Origin of the sequence: Streptomyces sp. NBC_00299 (assembly GCF_036173045.1) — a bacterium.
Lineage (GTDB): Bacteria > Actinomycetota > Actinomycetes > Streptomycetales > Streptomycetaceae > Streptomyces > Streptomyces machairae.
In genome coordinates, this window is the sequence record NZ_CP108039.1 from 4,619,089 (window position 1) to 4,641,081 (window position 21,993).

The following is a 21,993-nucleotide window of genomic DNA, read 5'->3' on the forward strand; positions in this document are numbered from 1 at the left end:
GCCGTGCCCAGACCGTCGCAGGACATCCCAGCGCGCCCGGCCATAGGAGGCCGGGCGCGCTGGTGGGTGGGTAGGGGGGTTCAGTTCACGCGTGTGGTGTGGGGGTCAGTGGTGGTGGTGGCCGTGGTGGCCGTGGTGGCGGTCGTAGCCCCAGGACTGGCTGTCGATGAAGCGTCCGCGGTCGTTGCGGAGGGTGGCGGTGTCGGAACGGTTGTCCCAGACGTATTGGCGGCGGTCCTGGTACAGGTCGCTGTCGGTGTCGCGGCCGATGCCGGTGTGGACGCGGACCGTGGCGCGGCCTTCCAGGCGGTAGTGGTCGAAGGTGTAAGTGCGGCCGTCCTCGTCCTCGAGGGTCCAGCCGTCGAGGTTCACGGTGTGACGGGTGGTGTTGGTGATTTCGACCCACTCCCGGTTCAGGGAACGGTTGGAGCGGTCGTCGCGGCCCGGGGAGTCGTACTGGACGTCCGAGATCTTCACCTTCGGCCGCTCGTGACGGTCGTGGTCGGAGGCGGATGCCGGCAGCGTGACCACCGAGACCAGGGCGCCGGCGGCGAGCGCGGTGGCGGCGAGACGACGGGCGGTGACTGAAGCGGAAGCGGACAAGAGGTCTCCCGTGGTGCGGGCACCCTCCCCGGGCGGCCGCTACGGGCTGCCGAGGAGTCGATGCGGTGCGGTGTGTTGGCGGCCGGCTGGCCGCGACCACACTTTGTCCACGCCGTGGAGAAGTTTAGGAGAAGGCGTCACCCCTGTTACTCGTTGTTCATATTTCCATTACTCTCGGATGTAACGTCCAGTTATGTCGGCGCGGCTCGTTGTTGACACACAGACAGGGGCGGGTCGCCTTGCGGGCGTTGGGGTTTGACCTCTCCACGCCGCGTGCGCCACTTCGCAAAGGGCTGGGTCAGCACGCGAAGCTGTGTAACAGCAGGGGTCGACGAAGGGCGACGACTCCTCGCGCCCTGGCGTGAAGAACCCCGCCTCTGGGCAGTCGAGGCGGGGTAGGCGGGGGGTGGGAGGCGAGGCCCCTGTTCTACGGCGCGGGCTCGTAGGTCACGGTCGTGCCGGGGCACGCCTCCGCGTGCTGAGTGAGTGCTTCGAGTTCGGCGGTGTCGGCGGTCAGTCCCCAGCGCAGCTTGGTCGCGATCCACTCCGCGGTGTACCGGCACGTGACCTCGACGGCCGGCGGCAGCCATTCGGCCGGGTCCTGGTCGGCCTTGCTGCGGTTCGAGGCCGCGGAGACGCCGACGAGGGAGGGGTGGACGGCGAGGTCGTTGGCGTATGCCTCACGCCGCTCGGCGGTCCACTGCGACGCTCCGGAGTCCCAGGCTTCAGCGAGCGGCACCATGTGGTCGACGTCCAGGGCGGACGCCGAGGTGAGCCATCTGGCGTCGTAGTACGACCACCAGCGCCCGCCGGAGAGTTTGCAGCCGGGGAGGACCTGAGGCTGCTCGACCGCCTCTGCGAGCAGCACTTCGGCTCGCGTGTTGCAGCCGTCCGTGGGGTTCTGGCCGGTGTTCCAGTGCTTGAAGCTCGTGCGCTGGTAGCCCTCCCGCACCTCTGCGGCGAGCGGGAGGAGGTGGACCGAGGCCGCCATGGGGAGCGTGTACGTCTCGGCGGGACGCTGCTGGGCAAGGGCCGGGGCGGGTGTCACGAGGGGCGCGAGAAGGAGTGCGGTCGCGAGCGCGGCTCGCCTGATGTTCTTGATCACGCATCGCAGAATTGACCGCGAGTAGCTCGTTCGAGGGGTTCGACTCGAACGAATGAGCCAAGTGGAGGCCTCAGTTCACCGTACAGATGTGCTGTCGAGCACCCGTTGGGGGGAATGCCTTCGACGGAGAGTCCGCCGCCTCGACTCGCCACCGCTCGAACATAGGCCGGATGATGGCGGGCATGCGCATCCGCATCGACGCCGTCGACCTGCCCGGCCTCACCTGCCCGGCCCCTGCCGACGGCGATGCCCCGGAGTACGGCAACCTCCACGTCGCCGTGCAACGCCGCGACCGGCCGGCCGAACTCCTCGCGCCGCAGCCCGGTGACGCGCCGTCCGCGACCTGGACCCTGGAGTGCACCACGAGCGACTCGCCGACCGGCACCGAGGTCAAAGGCCCCTATGTACAGGACCGTCTGGGCCGGCGGTTCATCTACCTCTCGTGGGGCACGGTCGACGAGTCGGGCACCTTCACGATGTTCCGCCGCGCCAAGCTGATGCTCGACGTCATTCCCGCCGACGTGCTCGCCGCCGCCGCCCGCGACGGGCTGCTGGTCGGACGCCTCGGCCTGACCGACGCGCAGGGCGGACCTCTCTGCGCACGGGTCGAGCCGCCACAGATCACCTGGACCGCCGAGCGCGCCGAGAACGCCGAGAACGCCGAGAACGCCGTCTAGGAGCCGACCCCGCCCCCAGAAGAATCGCCCCGGCATCCCGGTGCAACTTGCCTTTGAACGGCACCAAGTTGACGTCTAGTCAGGACTGAGCGGGATGGATGGACCAGGACGAACACCCCATCGCACACCTCAGAGGCACACCCACCCCCGATCCGTGACAGCCGCCACTCAGCCTCCGCGACGGCAGGCCCTACGCTGATCCCCGTGAGGTAGGGCAGGCACGGGGAAGGATGATCGGCGATGACGCCCCTGAGCACCGGGGACCCGGAGTCCATAGGCGGGTACACCCTGCTCGGCCGGCTCGGGGCAGGCGGCATGGGGGTCGTCTATCTGGGCGTCTCCGCGTCGGGGCGGCAGGTCGCGGTCAAGCTCGTGCACGGGTCGTATGCCGAGGAGGAGGAGTTCCGAACCCGCTTCCGGCAGGAGATCGCGGCGGCGCGCAGAGTGAGCGGCGCCTTCACCGCTCCTGTGGTGGACGCCGACCCGGACGCCGACCGGCCGTGGATGGCGACGCTCTACGTGCCCGGGCTCAACCTTGCCGAAGTCGTGAAGAAGGACGGCCCGTTGAGCCAGCGGGAACTGCGGGCGCTGGGGCTGGGGCTCACCGAGGCGCTGCGCGACATCCACCGGGCGGGCCTGGTGCACCGGGACCTCAAACCGGCCAACGTGCTGATGACCGAGGACGGGCCGCGCGTCATCGACTTCGGCATATCGCGCGCCGCCGACAACCAGAGCCTCACGGTGACCGGGCGGGTGATCGGCACGCCGCCCTTCATGTCGCCGGAACAGCTCGCCTCGCCCCGGGACGTCACCTCGGCCTCGGACGTGTTCTCGCTGGGGTCGCTGATGGTGTTCGCGGCCGTCGGCACCGGGCCGTTCGACGCCGACAGCCCTTACATGACCGGCTATCAGGTGATGCACGAGGCCCCGGACCTCGAAGGGGTGCCCGAGGCGCTCCTGCACATCGTCGAGCGCTGCCTCGACAAGGACCCGGCCGCACGGCCCGAACTGACGGATCTGCATCGGATGCTCCAGGCGCTGCCGGAATCCGACGCCACCGCGCCCATGAAGGCCAGGGAGGCCAGGGAGGCCAGGGAGTCCGCCGGTCCCAGCCCCCGGCCCCGGCCTGCTCCGTGGGGCGCGGCGACCACCTCTGTGGGAACCGGCACCGGCAAGGGGCGCCGGGCCCGGATGCTGCTCACCGGCCTCGTCGCGGCACTGGCCGTCATGGGGCTGAGTATCGGAGCAGGTGTCTTCCTCTCGGGCCAGGACACGTCCACCGCCTCCGACGCCACCGACACGACCACCGTCCCTGCCGCGTCACTGCCCGACGGCTGGCGGCCGTGGCGTACCGCCCTGCGGGTCGACGTGAAGGGTGTCCCCCTCGACTACCAGACCCTCGGGTGCGTGGCGAACGGGAGCACCCTGTTCTGCGGCGGTACGGGCTTCACGGTCGCCAGGATCGACCCGGCCTCCGGCCGCACTCTGTGGCGGAGCGGCACCCGTCCTCAGGGGGTGCGGCCGATCGGCGTTCGCGACGGGCTGGTCTATGTGTACGAGGATCCGGACGATACGACCAGGCGCGTGGTGGCCCTCGACGCCGGCACCGGACAGCGACGGTGGCAGCGCGACATCGACAAGGCCGCGGATCCGGTGCTGTACGACGGCGGACTGCTGACCCTGTCCCCCGATTCCTCATCGTTCGTCGCATACGGCCGTTCCGGCAAGGAACTGTGGCGGGCGGCCTCGCTGGACGAATACTGCGCTCCGGCGGCGCTGGGAGGCGTCCCTTACGCCCTGTGCTCGGCCGGCACCGAGCCCGGCCAGGCCCCGGTCGACCTGATGAAGGTCGAACCGGGCAGCCTGACCGAAGTTGCCGTACTGCCCCGCAAGGCGGAAGCGCTCGGTGCTGTCGGCGGGCAGCCCCTGTTCCTCGCCCCCCAGACCGCGAAGGACGTGTACGAATCCGGGTACGAACGGCCGTACAACGCCCTGCTGCGCGTGGTCCCGGAAACCGGGCAGGTCAAGCGGATACCGCTGGCACGTCCGCTGACCGGCGCGGCCGCCCTGGTGGACGGCGTCGTCTACTTCGTCCGGGCCAACGGGTCGGTCACCGCGGTGTCGGCGAACAGCGGCAAGCAGCTCTGGCAGAAGGCGACGGACATGGAGAGCCTGTCCGCGCCCGTGGTGTCGGCGACGTACAAGCGGGTCTATTTCTCGAACCGCTTCGGCCGCCTGCTGGCCCTCGACAGCCGCACCGGAGCGGAGGTATGGCGCACCTCCGCACTGAACGATCCCGGGGACAAGGCGCAGGGCACCTCGCCGCGCGTGCTGCTCGTCAAGGACGCGATCGTGGCAACGGCCGGCGACACGGCCTTCTCCCGGGGTCCGGACGGACCCGACTGACCGGCACCGCGGCCGCACCCCGCCGGCCTCCTCGTACGCCTCGGCGAACCGCGGACCCCACGCCGGGCCGTGCAGCAGCGCGAGATTGGTGGAGCAGTGCGGCACATCGAGGTCCGCCGGGCCTCAGGAGGCAGCCGCCCCGCCGGCCCGCCGCCAGGCCCTCGCGTCAGCCGATGGGTGCCGGCATGGGCCGGACGTCGTAGTCGAGGCGGATCGTGTCTCCGGTGGTGGGGTCGGCCAGTTCGACGCTCCAGGCGTCGGCGAACTGGTCGACGCCGGGGGTCATGGGGATGGTGCCGGAGATCAGGACGGTGCCGGGCGTGAGCGCGTCGCGTGCGCGCAGGACGTCGATCCAGTAGGCGGGGGCGAGGAGCTCGGCGAGGGTGCCGTGCTGGATCTGCGTCGAGGTGTCGCCGTGGGTGACCCAGGCGCGCAGGGTGAGGTCGTCGAGGCGGGACTCGACGTCGGCCAGGCGCCAGGCGCGGCGGGCGAGGACGTCGGGGCCGGCGTTCTTGCTCCAGGCCACGCCGTGCACCTCCAGGTCGCGGTCGGTGTGGTCGCAGGCCGCCGTCAGCAGCAGCTCCCCGCCGTCCGCCACGACGAGCGCCCACTCCGCCTCGCCGGAGGTGTGCCCGTGCTGCGCGTGGACCCGGTCGGTCTGCTGGGCGAGGTAGGGGGAGACGGGATAGAGGGCAGGCGTCACGGACGGGCCGGGGACGCCCAGCTCGGCGAGCTCCGCGACGTGCGCGGCGACGTCCTCCTGGCTGCGTCCGGCGTACCCGGCATTGAGGACCTGGACGACGTCGACCTCGCGCGTCGATCCGTCGGGCAGGTCGAAGGTCAGCACGGCCATGAGGGCACTCCCAGGGGTCGGGGATCCGGGGACGAAGTTCTCGTCGCGCAGGGCTTGCGCATACGACCTGTATACAAGAAGTATGCCGGGAGGTCGATGTCCCCCGACGTCCCCGAGCAAGGATGGGAACCATGCCCGACACCCCAAAGGACGACACGAAGGACGAGCCGAAGGACGACACAAAGGCGTCCGATCGGCACTCCGGCGTCCGCCGGGCCTTCGTAGCGAGCCTGACCGGCACGGCGCTGGAGTGGTACGACTTCGCCGTCTACTCCGCCGCGGCCGCCCTGGTCTTCGGCGACCTGTTCTTCCCCTCGGAGGACCCGCTCACCGGCACGCTCCTGGCGTTCTCCACCTACGCGGTCGGCTATGTGTCACGCCCGCTGGGCGGGTTCGTCTTCGGCCGCCTCGGCGATGTGATCGGCCGCAAGAAGGTGCTGATCGCCACCCTGGTCCTCATCGGCGCGGCGACGTTCCTGATCGGCGTCCTGCCCGCGTACTCGACGGCCGGCGTGGCCGCCCCGATCGCCCTGGTCGTGCTGCGCTTCGCGCAGGGCGTCGGCGTCGGCGGCGAGTGGGGCGGTGCCGTACTGCTGTCCAGCGAGTTCGGGGACCCACGCCGCCGCGGCTTCTACGCCTCCGCCGCCCAGGTCGGCCCGCCCGCCGGAAACCTGCTGGCCAACGGCGTCCTGGCGGCCCTCGGCGCGCTGCTGACCGAGGCGCAGTTCGAATCGTGGGGCTGGCGTGTGGCGTTCCTGTTCTCCGGCGTCCTCGTCGGGTTCGGGCTGTGGATCCGGGCGAAGCTGGAGGAGACCCCGGTCTTCAAGGCGATGGAGGCCGAGCACTCCCGCCCGGAGGCACCGATCCGCGAGGTGTTCACGACCCAGCCCCGCGCCCTGCTCGCCGCGATCCTGTGCCGCGTGGGCCCCGACGTGCTGTACGCCATGTTCACCGTCTTCGTCCTGACGTACGCCACCGAGGAACTCGGCATGTCACGCGGTTCCGCCCTCGCGGCCGTGCTCATCGGCTCCTCGATCCAGGTCTTCCTCATGCCGCTGGCCGGCGCCCTCTCCGACCGGGTCAACCGCCGGCTGCTGTACGGCGGTGCCGCGGCGGCGGCCGGTGTGTGGCCTTTCGTGTTCTTCCCGATGATCGGCGGCGGCACCTGGCTGCCCCTCGCGACGGGAGTCGTCGTGGGCCTGGTGATCCACTGTTGTCTGTACGGCCCGCAGGCCGCGTTCATCACCGAGCAGTTCGAGCCCCGGCTGCGCTCCACCGGCTCGTCCCTGGCCTACACCCTGGCCGGGATCATCGGCGGCGCCGTCGCCCCGCTGCTGTTCACCACCCTGCTGAGCGCCTACGGCACCTGGGCGCCGCTGGCCGTGTACATCGCGCTGGCCTCGGCCGTCTCCCTCGTCGGCGTCTGGTTGGGGCGCGACCCCGAAGCCGCCCTCGACGAGGACGCCGCCCTCGCCGCGCCGAAGACGCCGCATCCGGTGAAGGCCACCCACTCCCACTGACCCCGGACCCCACTGACCCCGGACGAAGGAGGACCGCACCATGCGGATCGCCCTGAGCCAGCTCACCACCGGCCCCGACCCCGAGAAGAACCTCCTGCTCATCGAGGAGTGGACCCGGCGCGCGGCGGACGCCGGGGCCTGCGTCGTCGTCTTCCCGGAGGCGTCGATGGCCTGCTTCGGCACCCCGCTGGCGCCGCTCGCCGAGCCCCTGGACGGACCGTGGGCCGACGGCGTGCGGCGGATCGCCCGCGCCACCGGCACGGTCGTCGTGGCCGGCATGTTCACCCCGGCCGGCGGAGGCCGGGTGGCCAACACCCTGCTCGCCACCGGGCCCGGGGTCGAGGCGTCGTACGACAAGATCCATCTCTACGACGCCTTCGGCTTCCGTGAGTCCGACACCGTCGCCGCGGGCTCGGCCACGACGGTCATCGACGTGGACGGCGTACGGCTGGGACTGGCCACCTGCTACGACGTCCGGTTCCCGGAGCTGTTCCGGGCGCACGCCGACGCCGGAGCCGTCGCCACGCTGCTGGCCGCCTCCTGGGGCGCCGGGCCCGGCAAGCGCGAGCAGTGGGAGCTGCTGGTGCGGGCCCGCGCGCTGGACGCCACCGTGTGGCTCGCCGCCGTCGACCAGGCCGACCCCGGCGCGGGCGCCGGCCCGGGTTCCGCCCCGACGGGGATCGGGCACAGCCTCGTCGTCGGACCCGACGGGACCGTACGGCACGCTCTGGGCGCCGAGCCCGAGCTGCTGGTCGCCGACTTGGACGTCGAAGAGGTCGCCGCGGTCCGGCAGCGGACCTCCGTGCTGGCCAACAGGCGCCCGGAGATGTGGCGATGAGCAAGCCCGAGCTGGAGTTCCACCTCCCCGAAGGACCGTGGCGAACCCCGGCCGGCGGCGGCCCGGGCGTCGAGGAGCGCGTCCTGGCCGACGATCCCGAGCGCGGATCCCGTACGGCGCTCGTCCGCTGGGCGCCGGGCACCGACACGTCGGCGGACGGCGTGACCCGGCACGACTTCTGGGAGGAGGTCTACCTGGTCGAGGGAGCGCTGCACGACCTGACGCTCGGCCGGACCTTCACGGCCGGCATGTACGCCTGCCGCCCGCCGGGGATGCCGCACGGCCCCTGGGCCTCCCGGGACGGCGTCACCATGCTGGTGATCACCTACCCCACGTCCTAACCCGCGAGCAGCACCTTGAGCGTCGACTCCAGATGGTGGTCGATGGCGGCCCACGCGGCCTGCGCGTCACCGGCTTCCAGGGCGTCCAGGATGGCTTCGTGTTCCTCCAGCACGGCTTCCTGGCGCCCCTGCTGGTTGAAGAGGGCGACCACTCCGGTACGGACCTGGCGGCTGCGCAGGCCCTCGTAGTGCCGGTCGAGGAGGGCGTTGCCGACGGCGGACACCATGACGGCGTGGAAGCGATGGTCCACGGCGATGAACTCCCGTGCCTGGTCGGCGCCGGTGAGCCCGCGCTGCCGTTCCAGCAGGGACCGCAGCTCCGCCACCGGCGCTCCGCCACCGGAGACGAGCTGCTGGGCGGCGTACCGCTCGACGATGCCGCGCAACTCCATGAGCTCGCGGATCTCCCGCCCCGTCAGCGGGGACACCCGGGCGCCCCGCTTCGGCACGAGTTCGACCAGGTCCTCGGCCGCGAGCTGCAGCAGCGCTTCCCGGATGGGCGTGCGGGAGACGCCGATCCGGTCCGCGAGCTCCTGCTCCGACAGGAAGGCGCCCTGCATCCCGGGATCCGTCAGCACCGTCTCCTTGAGATACGTGTACGCCTTCTCCCGACCGGACGTCACGGCAACCCCCAGCTCTCGTATACACCTTGTATACGGACGCTACCACGCACCGTTCGGGGGTGGGCCTCTGTTTCGGTGACCGCGCTCGTCCACCGGGTCGGCGCACCCCTCCGGCCTCGCGCCCCACCTCGCTGCCGCGGCCCTCCCCCTTCGGTGCGGCCGCCGAAGCCAAGGCCGGTTACCGGCGCGTGGAGCTGTACGTGCCCGGCGACCACCGCGACATCCTCGACGCCCACCTCGCCGAGCATCGCGCTCGGCAGCCCGCCGAAACGCTCCTGCGGCTGCTGACCGGGGCGTGGACGACACAGGCACTGAGTGCGTTCGCGCAGCTCCGGGTGCCCGACGCCATGGACTCCGAGCGAGGGGCCGGCGTCGAGGAACTGGCGCGGGCGGTCGGCGCGAGGCCGCGGAATCTGGCCACGCTGCTGCGCTATCTCGTGATGCTGGGCGCGGTGACGGAAAGCCGCGACGGGTTCCGGCTCACCGAGTCGGGCGCACTGCTGCGCGCCGGCGCCCCGGGGTCGATGCGGGCGCTGGCGCTGATGTACGGCGGCCCGTTCTACGAGTCCTTCGCCGGACTCGGCCACACCGTGCGCACGGGGCAGGTCGCCTTCGAGCACCTCTTCGGCGAGAACCACTTCGACCACTTCGCCCGCGACCCTCAACTCGCCGAACTCTTCGACCAGTCCATGGCTGCCGGATCCGCCATGTTCGACCCGGTCCCCACACATCCGGCGCTCACCGCGGCGGCCGAGGCGGCCGACGGGGCCACGGTGGTCGATGTCGCGGGCGGCAACGGGGAACTGCTCGGCCGCATCCTCGCCGCGCACCCACGTCTGAACGGGGTCCTGCTGGAACGTCCGCACGCTGTCGAGGCCGCCCGCCGCCGACTTGAGGAGACCGGCTTCGGCACGCGATGCGGTTTTGTGGCCGGCGACTTCGCGGACATGCCCGCGGGCGGTGACGTCTACGTCCTGTCCCGCATCCTGCACGACTGGGACGACGAGCGCTGCCGCGAGATCCTGCGCCACTGTGCCCGCGCGATGCCCGACCACGCCGATCTGCTCGTCGTCGAACGCGTACTGCCCTGCGACGGCTCGGTCTCGCTGGCCACCGCCTGGGACCTCCACATGATGTGCAACGTCGGCGGCCGCGAACGCCACGCGGCCCACTACGAGCGGCTGTTCGCCGATGCCGGCCTCGCTCTGGTGGGCCAGTCACGACTGCCCCTGGACGGCAATGTGCTGCACGTCAGAAAGGCCCGGTCGGCCTCGGAGTGACGGATGGGGTTCGGCCCAGGATGCCGGGAAGCCAATCTTGGTTGTCCGACTCCGGGACCATCCGTCGGCCCGCCCGTCCTTCCACGGTCGGAGAAACCTTGGCTCAGTGATGGATTCGCCCCAACTCCTTCAGCCGAAAGGGTGGGTCCGATCCACACACACCAAGGCCAAGGACCTCCCCCACGTGCGAAACAGTCGAATAGCTTGCTTCCTGGCGGCCAGTTCCGTCGCCGCCCTGGTTCCCGCGCTCGCGCCGGACACGGCGTCCGCTGCGTCTGCGTCGTCCACTGCGTCGGCCGCGTCCGCTGCGGCGAACCCGTTGAGTCAGTACCTTCAGCAGCAGCCGGCCTGGCACCGCTGCGACAGAGAGATGCCGGCGACCTTCCAGTGCGCCACCATCAAGGTGCCGCTCGACTACAACCGCCCCAGCGGCAAGAAGCTCGACCTCGCGATATCGAGGTTGAAGACGAGCACCGAGCAGGAGCGCCGGGGTGTGCTCCTGCTCAACCCGGGCGGACCTGGCGGTCCGGGCGTCGACATGCCGCAGTTCATGGCGAGTGAGCTGCCGAAGAGCGTGAAGGCGAAGTACGACCTCGTGGGCTTCGACCCGCGGGGCATCGGCCAGAGCTCCCCCGTCAGCTGCGGCCTGACGCCCGAGCAGGCGAACTCGGAACGGCCGTACAAGGCCGCGACGTTCGCCAAGGACGTGAAGTGGGCCCGGACCGTCGCCGAGAAGTGCGACGCGAAGCAGGGCGACAAGCTGCGGCACATCACCACCCGTAACACCGCCCGGGACATGGACGTGATCCGTGCCGTGCTCGGCGAGAAGAAGATCTCCTACCTGGGGTACTCGTACGGGACCTACCTCGGCGCCGTCTACACGCAGATGTTCCCGAAGCGCTCCGACCGCTTCGTGCTGGACAGCGCCGTCGACCCGGCCAGGGTCTGGCGCGGCATGATCCAGATCTGGGCGGAGGGCACCGAGCCCGCCTTCACCCGGTGGACCGAGTGGACCGCCGAGCGGCACTCCACGTACAAGCTGGGCAAGACGCCCGAGGCGGTCCGCAAGACCTTCTACGGCCTGGTCGCCCGGGCCGACAGGAAGCCGATCGAGCTCGACGGCGCCAAGCTGACCGGTGACGACATCCGCACCGGCACCCGTGCCACGTTCTTCAGCGTGCGCGACGCCGCCGAGTCGGTCGTCGAGCTGAAGAAGGCCGCCGAGGGCAGGCCCGCCTCCGGTGCCCGGGAGGGCAGGACGCTCAAGCCGCAGCCGCCGTCGTTCGCCCGCGCCGTGCCCGAGGACAACGGCGACGCCGGCTTCTGGTCCGTAGTCTGCGCCGACACCCGCAACTGGCCGCGCGATCCCGAGCAGTACCGGGCCGACGCGATCCGCGACAAGGCCAGGTACCCGCTGTACGGCGACTTCGTCTCCAACATCAAGCCGTGCGCCTTCTGGAAGAAGAACGGCTCCGAGCCCGCCACCACGATCGACAACAAGGTCGGCGCGCTGATCCTCCAGAACGAGTGGGATTCCCAGACCCCGTTGGCCAGCGGGCAGGGCCTGCGACGGGTCATGAAGGGCGCGAAGATGGTCACGGTCGCCGGCGGGGTCGGACACGGCATCTACGGCTCCAAGTCCTGCGCCGACAAGCCGGCCACGGCCTACCTGACCACCGGAAAGATGCCGGTGAAGGACGTGACCTGCAAGGCCGCTCCGGAGGCACGCGAGCGCGCCGGCGACAACCCGCTCCCGCTGCCGACGCCTCGGGGCATCCCGGGTATGGCCGGCCGGTTCTGAACCCTGAACCCTGAACCGGGGACAAGGTGACGACCGGGTGGGGCCCTCCGTCAGCGGCGGGCCCCACCCGTACTCATGCCACCGAGGGCGAGTCCGCACGTGCCGGACCTCGTTGCCCCGTCCTGCCCCGTCAGCTGCACGGTGACCTTGCCGTCGGCGTCCTGGCTGTAGGCGATGGTGCAGGTCAGCTGACGTAGCGCCGTGCTGTCCAGTCCGCGCAGGGGCATGGGGAGGCGAATCCTGACCTCGTCACCCGCGGAGCGCCCGACCTCGACGGTTTTGCCGGGGCGGGCCGCGGGGAGCGAGGTGCTCAGGCCGGCGGCCCGGTCGTCCTTCCCCGGACCGCCGAGCAACGCCTGGACGACCTTCTCCGTCGGCACCGGGCCGGCCGTGTCGCCGGGGTTCCGGTCCTCGGAGCCCGGTTCCTCGTATGCGTTCGAGGGCTCGGTCGTCCGGATGACCGGGCTCAGCCCTCCGTCGGGAGCCCGGAAGAAGAGCAGCATGTCGAAGTCGCGGTTGAGGAAGGCCTGGAAGCTGGCCGGACCGCCCGCCTCGATCACGTCGGTCTCCTGGATGCCGCAGCCACCCAGCAGCGGTGCCGTCGCCGCGACGGCGAGGGCGACGGCCGCCGTACGACGGCGCGTCCGCGCACGCCTCATCCGCCGGCCTCCTCCGCGTGGAGCGGTATCTCGACGGTGAAGACGGCGCCGCCCCCTGGCAGGTTCCCCGCGCGGATCGTTCCGCCGTGCAGCTTCACGTTCTCCAGGGTGATCGCCAGGCCCAGGCCGCTGCCCGCCGAGCGGGTGCGGGCCGCGTCGGCCTTGTAGAAGCGGTCGAAGATGTGGGGGAGCACGGCGGGCCGGATGCCGGGGCCGTTGTCCGCGACCTCCGTGATCAGCAGGTCGGGGGTGGCCGGGGAGCGGGTCTCGGTGCGCAGGCGTACCGTGACCGGCGCGCTGCCGTGCCGCAGGGCGTTGCCCACCAGGTTGGCGATCACGACGTCGAAGCGGCGCGGGTCGAGCCGGGCGCGGATGCCGTCGGGGAGTTCGGTGCGGACCCGGCCGTCGGTCTCGGTCCAGTGCCGGTTGTGGAGGGTCTTGCGGATGGTCTCCGCCACGTCGATCTCGTCGGCGTTCAGTTCGGCCGCGCGGGCGTCGAAGCGGGAGATCTCCATCAGGTCCTCGACGAGCACGGCGAGCTTCCCGGTCTCCGCGCTGACGAGGCGGACCGCGCGGGCCGTGTCGGCGTCCAGGTGGTCCGCGTCCTCGTCGAGGACCTCGGTGACGGCGAGCATTCCGGCGAGGGGAGTGCGGAGTTCGTGCGAGACGTCGGAGGCGAAGCGGCGGGCGCGGGCCTCGGCCTCGCGCAGTTCCCGCACCGTCCGCTCCAGTTGGCCCGCCGATTCGTTGAAGGTGCGTGCCAGGTCCGCCAGTTCGTCGCTGCCGCGCACGGCGATGCGGGTGTCGAGTCTGCCGCTGCCCATGCTCCGGGCCGCCTGGCTCAGTTCCCGCACCGGGCGCAGCACGCTGCGCGCGGCGATCAGGCCGGGTATCAGCGCGACGGCGAGGCCGGGCAGGGCACCGTCCCGGCCGGCCATGAGGAGGGCGTCGACGTTGACCTGCTCGTCGGACATCCGCATGACGGCGTACAGGACGAGTCCGCTGGGCAGCACGCTGTCGGGGCTGGTCTTGAAGACCATGGGCATGGCGATGGTCAGGTAGGGAACGCCGTCCTTGACGACCCGCTCGAAGCTGCCGTGGGGGTTGGCCCGTGCGGCCCGGCGCAGTTCGGGTGTGATGACGGTGGAGACGGGGTTCTCGCCCGAGGAGGCGCGCACCGATCCGTACTCGGCGAACACCACCCAGGGGTGCGGCTTGCCCTTGCGCGCGATGTCACGCAGGACCGACTCCAGGTCCTCCCCGCCCTGCATGGGCAGCCCGAAGGCCGTCTGCTGGACGTGGTCACGGAACGACGTGACCGCCGTGTCCTGGGCCGTCTCCAGCAGCGCGGTGCGGGCCTCGCGGAAGGTCAGCGCGGCGGTGGTGCCGGCGCTGACGGCGGCGACCAGCAGGAAGGCGAGCATCAGCCGCGTACGCAGCCCGAACGCCCTGAACCGGCCGGGACGACGACCGGCGGTCACAGTGGCCCGAAGCGGTAGCCGAAGCCCCGCAGTGTCTGGACGTAGCGGGGGCTGCCGACCTCGTCCTCGATCTTGCCGCGCAGCCGTGCGACGCACGCGTCGACCAGCCGGGCGTCGGCGTGGTAGCTGTGATCCCAGACGTGCTCCAGCAGTTGCTGCCTGCTGAACACCTGCTCGGGCGCGGCGGCGAGGTGCAGCAGGAGCTTGAGCTCCGAGGGGGCGAGCGCGAGCGGCCGGCCGGCTTTGGTGACCGTCAGTCCGACCCGGTCGATGGCGAGTTCGCCGTAGAACTCGACGGCCGGGCGGCCCGCGCCACCGTCGTCCAGGCGGCGCAGTACGGCACGGATCCGGGCCTCGATCACCTCGGTGCGGGCCGGCTTGACGATGTAGTCGTCGGCGCCGGCTTCCAGGCCGATGACCACGTCGAAGTCGTCGCCGCGCGCGGTGAGCATGATGATCGGCAGCTGGCTGCGCTCGCGGACCTGACGGCAGACCTGGACGCCGTTCATGCCGGGCAGCATCAGGTCCAGCAGCAGCAGATCGGGACGGAACTCGGCCATCGCGGCCAGGCCGGCCTCGCCGGTCGCGGCCGCCCGTACCTCGTGGCCGCGGCGGCGCAGACCGAGTTCGACCCCCTCGCGTACGGAAGGGTCGTCCTCGATGAGGAGCACGCGGGGCATCGGCAGTTCTCCCTCGATGGTGGTCAGGGGTGATCGTCGGGTCAGGTCCGGGTCCGTCGCCGGCGTATGCCGGCGAGCAGCGCTTCGAGTTCGGCGAGCCGCAGCGGACGGGCGAGCAGGGCGAAGGTGAGGATGACGGCGGTCGCGCCGGCAACCGTGGAGACCACCGGCCCCGCCGGTGCGGTTCCCAGGACCGCGAGGTGGCTCAGCGCGGTGGCGGGGACGGCCGCGAGCATCAGCCGTCCGTGGGCGCCGACGGCGGACGACCGCAGGGGGCGGGCGACGGCGAGCCGGCGGCTCAGCGCCCGGGCGGTCACCGCCCAGCCCCCGCACAGCGCCAGCGAGTAGGCCGCCGCCATGCCCGTCACGGCCCAGCGGGCCGGCAGCAGGTGCGCGGCGGCCACGGACAGTCCCGCGTTGAGGGCGACGATCACGAGGTTGAGCAGGAACGGCGTACGGGTGTCGGAGAGCGCGTAGAAGGCGCGGGACAGGACGTACTGGCCGGACAGGGCGACGAGTCCCGGCGCGAAGGCCATCAGGATTCCGGCCATGGCGGCTGTGTCGGCGGCGCTGGTCCTGCCGTATCCGAAGACGAGGGCCATCACCGGCTGGGCGAGGGCGAAGAGCGCGCAGGCGGCGGGGACGACGGCGGCGGCTGAGACCCGCAGGGCGTGGGAGACGTCGCCGCGCAGGGCGGCCGTGTCCCCGTCGGCGGCTGCCGCGCTCATCCGGGGCATCAGCGCGGTCACCACGGAGACCGTGACGATGCCGTGCGGTACGACCCACAGGACATAGGCGTTGTTGTACGCGCCGAATCCGGGGCCGCCGTCGAGGCCCGCGGTCGTGGCCAGCCGGGTGGTGACCCAGTAGGCGGCCTGGTTGGCCAGGACCAGCAGCACCAGCCAGCCGGCTGCTCGCAGGGGGCGGGTCAGGCCGCTGCCGCGCCAGTCGAAACGGGGCCGCCAGCGGAAGCGGGCCGCGCGCAGGGCGGGGACGAGGGCGAGGGCCTGGACTGCGATGCCGGCGGTCGTGCCCCAGCCGAGGACGGCGGTCTCGGTCGCGGTGAGCGTGTCCCCGCCGCCCATGGCCAGCGCCAGGTACACGCCGAAGACGGTCATGACGACGACGTTGTTGAGGACGGGCGCCCACATCATCGCGCCGAACCGGCCGCGGGCGTTGAGCACTTGACCGAGCAGCGTGAAGAGCCCGAGGAAGAAGATCTGAGGCAGGCAGTAGCGGGCGAACGCGGTGGTCATGGCCGCCTGTTCGCCGGTGTAGTCGGTGTACGCGTCGATGATCGCGGGGGCCGCCCAGATCGCGGTCGCGGTGATCGCCAGCAGGGCGATCACGCAGACGGTGACGAGCCGGTCGGTGTATGCGGCGCCCCCGTCGGCGTGCTCCTTGGCGGCCTTGACCAGCTCGGGCACGAAGACGGCGTTCAGCGCGCCGCCGAGGAGCAGCATGTAGACGATGGTGGGCAGGGAGTTGCCGACCGCGTAGCCGTCGGCAACCGGCCCGATGGTGCCGACCGCTGCCGCGACGACGGCGGAGCGGGCGAAACCGGTGGCCCGGGAGACGAGGGAACCGGCGGCCATGACGGCGCTGCCGCGTGCCGGGGAGGAAGCCGGGGAGGCCGCCTTCGTCGGTTCCGCGCTCGTCCCTTCCGCGCTCTCCGTGCTCTGCGTGCCGTCCGGCGGCGTCGTTGAAGTCGGCGTCGTCTGCTTCATCGGCGGTTCAGGTACGCCTGGAAGGCGCGGTGAAGCGTGTGGTTGGCGCTGCCGGCCAAGGGTCTCTCCCATTCCCCCAAGGTCTCGACGACCCGTCCCCCGGTGCCGAGCTTCCAGCGCAGCAATCCGTACGCACGTTCGCCAGGATCGAGAGTGGAGGGTACCCCGCGCATGTCGTACACGTCGGCGCCGAGCGCGTGGGCGTCCTGCAGCATCCGCCACTGCAGGGCGTTGGAGGGGCGGACCTCGCGGCGGTGGTCGGCCGAGGCGCCGGTCTGGTACCAGGCCCGGCGGCCCACCGTGATCATCGTGTGGGCGGCGAGGATCTCTCCCCGGTGGCGGGCGAGGTACAGCTTCATCCGGCCCGGTTCCTCGGCGTTGAGCGCCGCGTACTGACGCTCGTAGTAGGCGAGCGAGCGGCCGAGCCGGAAACCGTCGCGTCGTTCCGTGATGCCGAGCAGCCGGTAGAACTCGGGGAGTTCCGCGGCGCTGCCCACCACCACCTCCACGCCCTCCTTCTGGGCTCGGCGGACATTGCGCCGCCACTCCTGGTTGAGCCCGGACCACAGGTCCTCGGGGGTGCGTCCGGCGAGCGGCACGTGGAAGACGTGCCGGGGCTGGGCGTCCCCGTCCCCGCCGGTGCCGTCCCCTGCGGTCCCGTCGCCGCCGCAGCGGCGCCAGCCCCGGGCCCGCAGCCGCTCGGCGACGGCGGTGCCGAGCGGGTCGACCTCGCTGGCGAGGACGTCGCCGAGGCGCCGGCCCGGACCGGTGAGCGGCTTGAGCAGGGCGGCGTCCCAGCGCCGGTAGGCGGGCGACGGGCCGATGCGTACGGCGAAGGCGCCCGCGCGGCGCAGGTGTTCCAGCAGCGGACCGAGCCAGCCGTCGATGTCGGGGTCGCTCCAGTCGGCGACGGGTCCTTCGGGCAGGTAGGCGAAGTACTTACGGGTACCGGGGAACTGCCGCAGCAACACCAGGGCCACGCCCGTCAGTTGACCTGCCTCCGGGCCGGGCCCCCAGCCGAGCAGTTGGGACCGCCAGCCCTCCTTGACGTCGGCCCAGGACGGGCACTGCAGAAAGCCGGCGCCGAGGGCCGTACCGGCGGGGGACGCGAGGAAGGCGCGGTAGGTCTCCGCGGTGACGGTTCGCAGGACCACGTCCCGGTTCCGTGCCTGGGGCACGCGGCTGGGCGGCACGAGCAGCGCTGACACAGTCTGAACCTCTCCTTCTCCCCGGGTCCGTCGCGGGGACACACAGGAGGTTCACAGCGGCCCATGACCGCTCCGTCCGGCGAATGTGACCGGACCATGACCGTTCCTCACCAGCCGCCGTCACATAGCCGCATAGCGGCTGACCTCGGGTTTTCCGGCTCTACAGTCACGACATCGCCGACTCACCCACCCCGTAACCGCCCTTCCCGGAGGTCCCGTTGCCGCGCACCCGTGTACTCGCCCCTGCCCGCGTCCGGGCCACCGTCGTGGCCGCCGCCACGGCCGCCCTGCTGACGCCGCTCGCCGCCTGCTCGTCGAGCGGCTCCCCCAGCGCCCCGGACGGCAAGGTGAGGCCGAGCGCCGACGAACGCCCTGTCACGGTCACCGTCACGCCCACGGGCGAACGGGTCCCGGCGGGCGAGCCCGTGCGGGTCACGGCTTCGGGCGGCAGGCTCACTTCGGTGACCGTCACCGACGCCGAGGGCCACCGGCTCGCCGGCAAGGTCGCCGCCGACGGCCGGTCGTGGGTCTCCGACCGCAAGGCCGTACCCGGTGCGTCGTACGAGGTGACGGCGGCGACCCGGACCGAGGGCGGAACCGCCAAGAGCACCAAGGCCGCCTTCACCACGGCCGCGGCGGACGAGGTCAACAAGGTCGACTGGCGGCCCGGCGCCGGCGCCACCGTCGGCATCGCCCAGCCGATCTCCCTGGTCTTCGACCGTCCGGTCAGGAACAAGGCCGAGGTCGAGAAGCAGCTCAGGATCACCACCTCGAACGGCACCGAGGGCTCCTGGGGCTGGATACGCGACTGGTCGGGCGGGGACCGGGTGGACTGGCGGCCCCGGACGTACTGGAAGCCGGGCACCAAGGTCACACTGAACGCCGAGCTGAACGGCACCGACTCGGGCGCGGAGGGCGGCTGGTTCGTACGCGACTACACGACCACCTTCACCATCGGCGCCCGGCAGATCGTCAAGGTCGACCTCGACCGTCACCAGCTCGCCCTCGTCCGCGACGGGGAGACGGTCCGCCGCATACCGGTCTCCGGCGGCACACCCGGCGGTGACAAGCGCTCCTGGCGCGGAATCGCCGTGCTCATGGCCAAGGAGGGCACGATCAACATGAACTCCGAGACGGTGGGCCTCGGCGACGCCTACGACAAGATGGTCGACCATTCGATGCGGCTGACCTGGTCGGGCATGTACGCCCACGCCGCCCCCTGGAACGCCCGCTACTTCGGCAACGCCAACCAGAGTTCCGGATGCATAGGAATGAGCGACGCGAACGCGGCCTGGTTCTACGGGCAGGTGCGGCCCGGCGACCCGTTCGAGATCACCGGCAAGGACACCAAGGGCGTGCTCGCGCCCGGAAACGGGTTCGGCGCGTGGAACCTGTCGTGGAGCGAGTGGCAGGGGAAGAGCGCCCTGCGCTGAGACACGGCTTGCTGACGCACGGCTTGCTGAGACACGGCTTGCTGACGCACGGCTTGCTGAGACACGGCTTGCTGAGACACGGCTTGAGGCCCAGGTCAGCCGACCTGGGCCTGCCTGCCGTGGTCACGTACGTCAGCCTTCGGCGCTGGCCTTGAGGTCGCGCAGCCAGGCTTCGAGGCCCCGGCCGAGGGCCGCGGTGGCGGTGGGCACGTCCGCTTCGACCTGGTCGCCGGTCCAGGTTTCCTCGGTGTGGACGCGTACGCCGCCCTTGACCTTCTTGAACGTCCACAGGTGGACGCCCTCGTCGATGCGCAGTCCCTCACCGATCGCGGGTCCGCTCCACAGGATGCACTTGTGGCGCTGGAGTTCCTGGACGGTCGAGGTGATGGAGAGTGTGGTGGCGGGGGTCGTGGGGGTGGCGGGCGCGGGGGTCGTCCAGTGGAACTGCGAACCCGCCTTCAGACGGCCGTGGTCGAGACGCTCGGCGGTGAGGACGGGGGCCTGCCAGGACGGCCAGCGTTCGACGTCGGTCTGGAGCTTCCAGATGGTGCTCAGGGGCGCCTTGATGAAGACGTCGGACTCGTAGCGGATGACGGCGTCCTTGTCGACGCCGCGACCGCCGCACTGGGACGGGCGGCTGTGCGGGGTCGCCTGGGCGGCCGGGACGGTGCTTGCGAGGACGCCGGTGACGGCGAGTGCGACGGTGACCGCGGTTATGACGCTCCGGTGCCGGCGCGGCTGCGGGACGGGGGCGTTCGACGGGCTGTTGCTGAACATGGGGTGCCTCTCGCTGGTGGGTTGGTCGGTCGGTGTGAACGGGCGGCCGGGCGCTCGGCGGCTTGCTACGGGTTCAGGACGACCTTTCCGGCGACGGTGCCCGACTCGGCCAGCCGAAGGGCGTCGGCGATACGGGTCAGCGGCAGCTGCGCGGCGATCTGGGCGCTGACCTCGCCGCGCTGGAGTGCGGCGAAGACCTGGGTGAGGTCGGCGCGGAGGCGGGACCGGAACCGGTTCTTGGCCAGGGCCCGGCCGGCCCACACGTTGAAGAAGTACGCCCGGCGGCGGTTGGGCAGCGCGTTCCACAGCCACACCCGGCCGAGCAGCTTGAGGACGGGCAGCTGCTTGGAGCCCTCGTCGTCCCGGGTGGAGGCGCTGCCGTACGAGACGAGCGTGCCGCCGGGGGCGAGGAGGCGCCAGGAGTCGACGATGCCGGCGCCGCCGACGTGGTCGAAGACGGCGTCCACCCCGTGCGGGGCGAGTTCGCGGATCCGAGCGGCGACGTCGTCGGCGCGGTAGTCGACGGGGGCGACTCCCCTTTCCCGCAGGGCGTCGTGGTGGCGTGCGGACGCCGTGCCGATCACCCGTGCGCCCGCGGCCTGGGCGAGCTGGACCAGGACCGATCCGACCCCGCCGTTGGCACCGTGCACCACCACGGTGTGCCCGGCCCGGACCCGGGCCTTGCGGTGCAGCATCTGCCAGGCGGTGATGCCGTTGACGACGAGGGTCTCCGCCTCCGCCGCGCCGATCCCGTCCGGCACCGGCACCACGTCCGCCGCGTCGACGACCACGTGGCTGGCCCAGCCGCCGACCTTGACCAGGGCGGCGACCCGGGTGCCGGCCAGGTCCGGCTCGACGCCCTCGCCGGTCGTCAGCACCGTGCCCACGAGGTCGTAGCCGGGCACGAAGGGGAAGGCCGGCTGGTCGTAGTAACGGCCGCGTCGCATCTGCTGCTCGGCGAAGGAGACGCCCGTCGCCTCCATCCGGATCACGACCTGGCCCGGGCCCGCGGCGGGGACGGCTCCGTGCCGGATCCGAAGCCCTTCGGGCTCGACCTTGCCCGGCAGAACGACCTCGACGAGTCCTTCGGTGCCCATGGTGACCTCCACTGCGTTCCCGATGCGGTTATGTGCTGTCGTGTTCGTTATAAGTTCTAACGCATCGCATCGCGGAGAGTCAATAGCTTCAGTGATAACCTCTAACAGGACGCTCCGGGTGGAGCGCAGCGGTACGGAAAGGTGGCAGGTCAGTGGCGGAACAGGGCACGACGACCCCGCGCGAGCGCTACCGCGCCCAGGTGCGTACGGAGATCAAGCAACGCGCGTGGGAGCAGGTCGCCACGGCGGGCGCGTCCGCGCTCTCCCTCAACGCGATCGCCAAGCAGATGGGCATGAGCGGACCCGCGCTGTACCGGTACTTCAGCGGCCGTGACGAGCTGATCACCGAGCTCGTGAAAGACGCGTACCGAAGCCTCGCCGACACCTTCCGCGCCGCCTCGGAGGCCGGCGCCGACCTGACCGGGCTGGCGCACGCCCTGCGAGGCTGGGCCCTGCAGGACCCCCACCGCTACTTCCTCATCTACGGCACACCCGTCCCCGGCTACCACGCGCCCGACGACACCACCGCGATCTCCTCCGAGATCATGGCGACCATCCTGGATGCCTGTGCCGCGCTGCCCTCGGAGGTGCCCCCGGACGGTCCGGCGACGCCGTTCGCCGCGCACCTGGAAGGCCACCGGGACTGGGCGCGCGGCCATCCCGCCCCGCCCGCGGCCCTCCACCGCGCCCTGACTTTCTGGAGCCGGCTGCACGGCGTGCTGTCCCTGGAACTCGCCGGCCAGTTCACCGGTATGGGCTTCGACCCGGCGCAGCTCTTCGCCGCCGAACTGGACGACTTGGCCGGTCCGCCGACGAGTTGAGCTACGAGTTGAGCTGCGCCGCCGGCTCCGCCGACCGGCATGGTTGCGGCCCCGGCTCGCCGA

At 71.5% G+C, this 21,993-nt stretch carries 20 protein-coding genes and 1 pseudogene; 9 read left to right on the plus strand and 12 right to left on the minus strand.

Annotated features, from left to right (window positions below):
• Positions 1-105: 105 nt before the first annotated feature.
• Entirely contained in the window at positions 106-603 is a 498-nt protein-coding gene (locus tag OHT51_RS20310) for a lamin tail domain-containing protein (RefSeq protein ID WP_328880345.1), read from the minus strand.
• A gap of 427 nt (positions 604-1,030) precedes the next feature.
• Entirely contained in the window at positions 1,031-1,708 is a 678-nt protein-coding gene (locus tag OHT51_RS20315) for an HNH endonuclease family protein (protein WP_328880346.1), read from the minus strand.
• 182 nt (positions 1,709-1,890) lie between these two features.
• On the opposite strand from OHT51_RS20315, the gene OHT51_RS20320 reads away from it, so the two are divergent.
• Together OHT51_RS20320 and OHT51_RS20325 are read left to right on the plus strand one after the other, a co-directional pair.
• Positions 1,891-2,385, plus strand: a complete 495-nt coding sequence (locus tag OHT51_RS20320; RefSeq protein WP_328880347.1) for a DUF5990 family protein — start codon at positions 1,891-1,893, stop codon at positions 2,383-2,385.
• A gap of 240 nt (positions 2,386-2,625) precedes the next feature.
• Positions 2,626-4,791 (plus strand): protein kinase domain-containing protein, encoded by a 2,166-nt coding sequence (locus OHT51_RS20325; RefSeq protein WP_328880348.1) that lies wholly within the window; start codon positions 2,626-2,628, stop codon positions 4,789-4,791.
• Positions 4,792-4,806: 15 nt separating this feature from the next.
• On the opposite strand, the pseudogene OHT51_RS20330 reads toward OHT51_RS20325, so the two are convergent.
• Positions 4,807-4,914, minus strand: a pseudogene (locus tag OHT51_RS20330) (aminoglycoside phosphotransferase); the annotation flags it as partial.
• 43 nt (positions 4,915-4,957) lie between these two features.
• Positions 4,958-5,644: a DUF2848 domain-containing protein gene (locus tag OHT51_RS20335; RefSeq protein ID WP_328880349.1), complete on the minus strand. Its 687-nt coding sequence runs from the start codon at positions 5,642-5,644 to the stop codon at positions 4,958-4,960.
• A 131-nt stretch (positions 5,645-5,775) separates the two neighbouring features.
• On the opposite strand from OHT51_RS20335, the gene OHT51_RS20340 reads away from it, so the two are divergent.
• From OHT51_RS20340 to OHT51_RS20350, 3 genes are read left to right on the plus strand one after another with little or no spacing between them, the layout of a single operon-like run.
• Positions 5,776-7,164, plus strand: coding sequence for an MFS transporter (locus tag OHT51_RS20340; protein ID WP_328880350.1), 1,389 nt, complete (start codon positions 5,776-5,778; stop codon positions 7,162-7,164).
• A gap of 40 nt (positions 7,165-7,204) precedes the next feature.
• Entirely contained in the window at positions 7,205-8,002 is a 798-nt protein-coding gene (locus OHT51_RS20345; protein WP_328880351.1) for a carbon-nitrogen hydrolase family protein, read from the plus strand.
• The gene (locus OHT51_RS20350; RefSeq protein ID WP_328880352.1) at positions 7,999-8,343 is read left to right on the plus strand and encodes a cupin domain-containing protein; all 345 of its coding nucleotides are present in this window, start codon (positions 7,999-8,001) and stop codon (positions 8,341-8,343) included. Before OHT51_RS20345 ends, OHT51_RS20350 begins: the two co-directional genes overlap by 4 nt.
• On the opposite strand, the gene OHT51_RS20355 is transcribed toward OHT51_RS20350, so the two are convergent.
• Positions 8,340-8,966 carry a GntR family transcriptional regulator gene (locus tag OHT51_RS20355; protein WP_328880353.1) on the minus strand — a complete coding sequence of 209 codons (627 nt, stop codon included), beginning with the start codon at positions 8,964-8,966 and terminating at the stop codon, positions 8,340-8,342. The genes OHT51_RS20350 and OHT51_RS20355 overlap by 4 nt on opposite strands.
• Positions 8,967-9,025: 59 nt before the next feature.
• On the opposite strand from OHT51_RS20355, the gene OHT51_RS20360 reads away from it, so the two are divergent.
• Together OHT51_RS20360 and OHT51_RS20365 are read left to right on the plus strand one after the other, a co-directional pair.
• On the plus strand, positions 9,026-10,246 hold the full coding sequence (locus tag OHT51_RS20360; protein WP_328880354.1) for a methyltransferase: 1,221 nt from the start codon (positions 9,026-9,028) through the stop codon (positions 10,244-10,246).
• A 184-nt stretch (positions 10,247-10,430) separates the two neighbouring features.
• Complete coding sequence (locus tag OHT51_RS20365) at positions 10,431-12,047, plus strand: alpha/beta hydrolase (RefSeq protein ID WP_328880355.1); 1,617 nt, start codon at positions 10,431-10,433, stop codon at positions 12,045-12,047.
• Positions 12,048-12,097: 50 nt separating this feature from the next.
• On the opposite strand, the gene OHT51_RS20370 is transcribed toward OHT51_RS20365, so the two are convergent.
• Genes OHT51_RS20370 through OHT51_RS20390 form a run of 5 tightly spaced genes read right to left on the minus strand, consistent with a single transcriptional unit; the run spans position 12,098 to position 17,802 of the window.
• A complete protein-coding gene (locus OHT51_RS20370; RefSeq protein WP_328880356.1) occupies positions 12,098-12,706 on the minus strand; it encodes a hypothetical protein in 609 nt (202 codons plus the stop codon).
• Positions 12,703-14,130, minus strand: a complete 1,428-nt coding sequence (locus OHT51_RS20375; RefSeq protein ID WP_328884382.1) for a HAMP domain-containing sensor histidine kinase — start codon at positions 14,128-14,130, stop codon at positions 12,703-12,705. The genes OHT51_RS20370 and OHT51_RS20375 overlap by 4 nt, the downstream gene beginning before the upstream one ends.
• A 53-nt stretch (positions 14,131-14,183) precedes the next feature.
• Entirely contained in the window at positions 14,184-14,867 is a 684-nt protein-coding gene (locus OHT51_RS20380; protein WP_328880357.1) for a response regulator transcription factor, read from the minus strand.
• 41 nt (positions 14,868-14,908) lie between these two features.
• Entirely contained in the window at positions 14,909-16,594 is a 1,686-nt protein-coding gene (gene murJ, locus OHT51_RS20385; RefSeq protein WP_443052514.1) for a murein biosynthesis integral membrane protein MurJ, read from the minus strand.
• Positions 16,591-17,802: a lipid II:glycine glycyltransferase FemX gene (locus OHT51_RS20390; protein ID WP_328880358.1), complete on the minus strand. Its 1,212-nt coding sequence runs from the start codon at positions 17,800-17,802 to the stop codon at positions 16,591-16,593. The genes murJ and OHT51_RS20390 overlap by 4 nt, the downstream gene beginning before the upstream one ends.
• Before the next feature lie 218 nt (positions 17,803-18,020).
• Here OHT51_RS20390 and OHT51_RS20395 point away from each other — a divergent pair, with 218 nt between their 5' ends.
• Positions 18,021-19,235, plus strand: a complete 1,215-nt coding sequence (locus OHT51_RS20395) for a L,D-transpeptidase (protein WP_328880359.1) — start codon at positions 18,021-18,023, stop codon at positions 19,233-19,235.
• A gap of 132 nt (positions 19,236-19,367) precedes the next feature.
• On the opposite strand, the gene OHT51_RS20400 is transcribed toward OHT51_RS20395, so the two are convergent.
• Both OHT51_RS20400 and OHT51_RS20405 read right to left on the minus strand, forming a co-directional pair.
• The gene (locus tag OHT51_RS20400; RefSeq protein WP_328880360.1) at positions 19,368-20,012 is read right to left on the minus strand and encodes an SRPBCC family protein; all 645 of its coding nucleotides are present in this window, start codon (positions 20,010-20,012) and stop codon (positions 19,368-19,370) included.
• A 65-nt stretch (positions 20,013-20,077) separates the two neighbouring features.
• A complete protein-coding gene (locus OHT51_RS20405) occupies positions 20,078-21,109 on the minus strand; it encodes a medium chain dehydrogenase/reductase family protein (RefSeq protein WP_328880361.1) in 1,032 nt (343 codons plus the stop codon).
• Positions 21,110-21,261: 152 nt separating this feature from the next.
• On the opposite strand from OHT51_RS20405, the gene OHT51_RS20410 reads away from it, so the two are divergent.
• The gene (locus OHT51_RS20410) at positions 21,262-21,930 is read left to right on the plus strand and encodes a TetR/AcrR family transcriptional regulator (RefSeq protein WP_328880362.1); all 669 of its coding nucleotides are present in this window, start codon (positions 21,262-21,264) and stop codon (positions 21,928-21,930) included.
• Positions 21,931-21,993 lie beyond the last annotated feature (63 nt).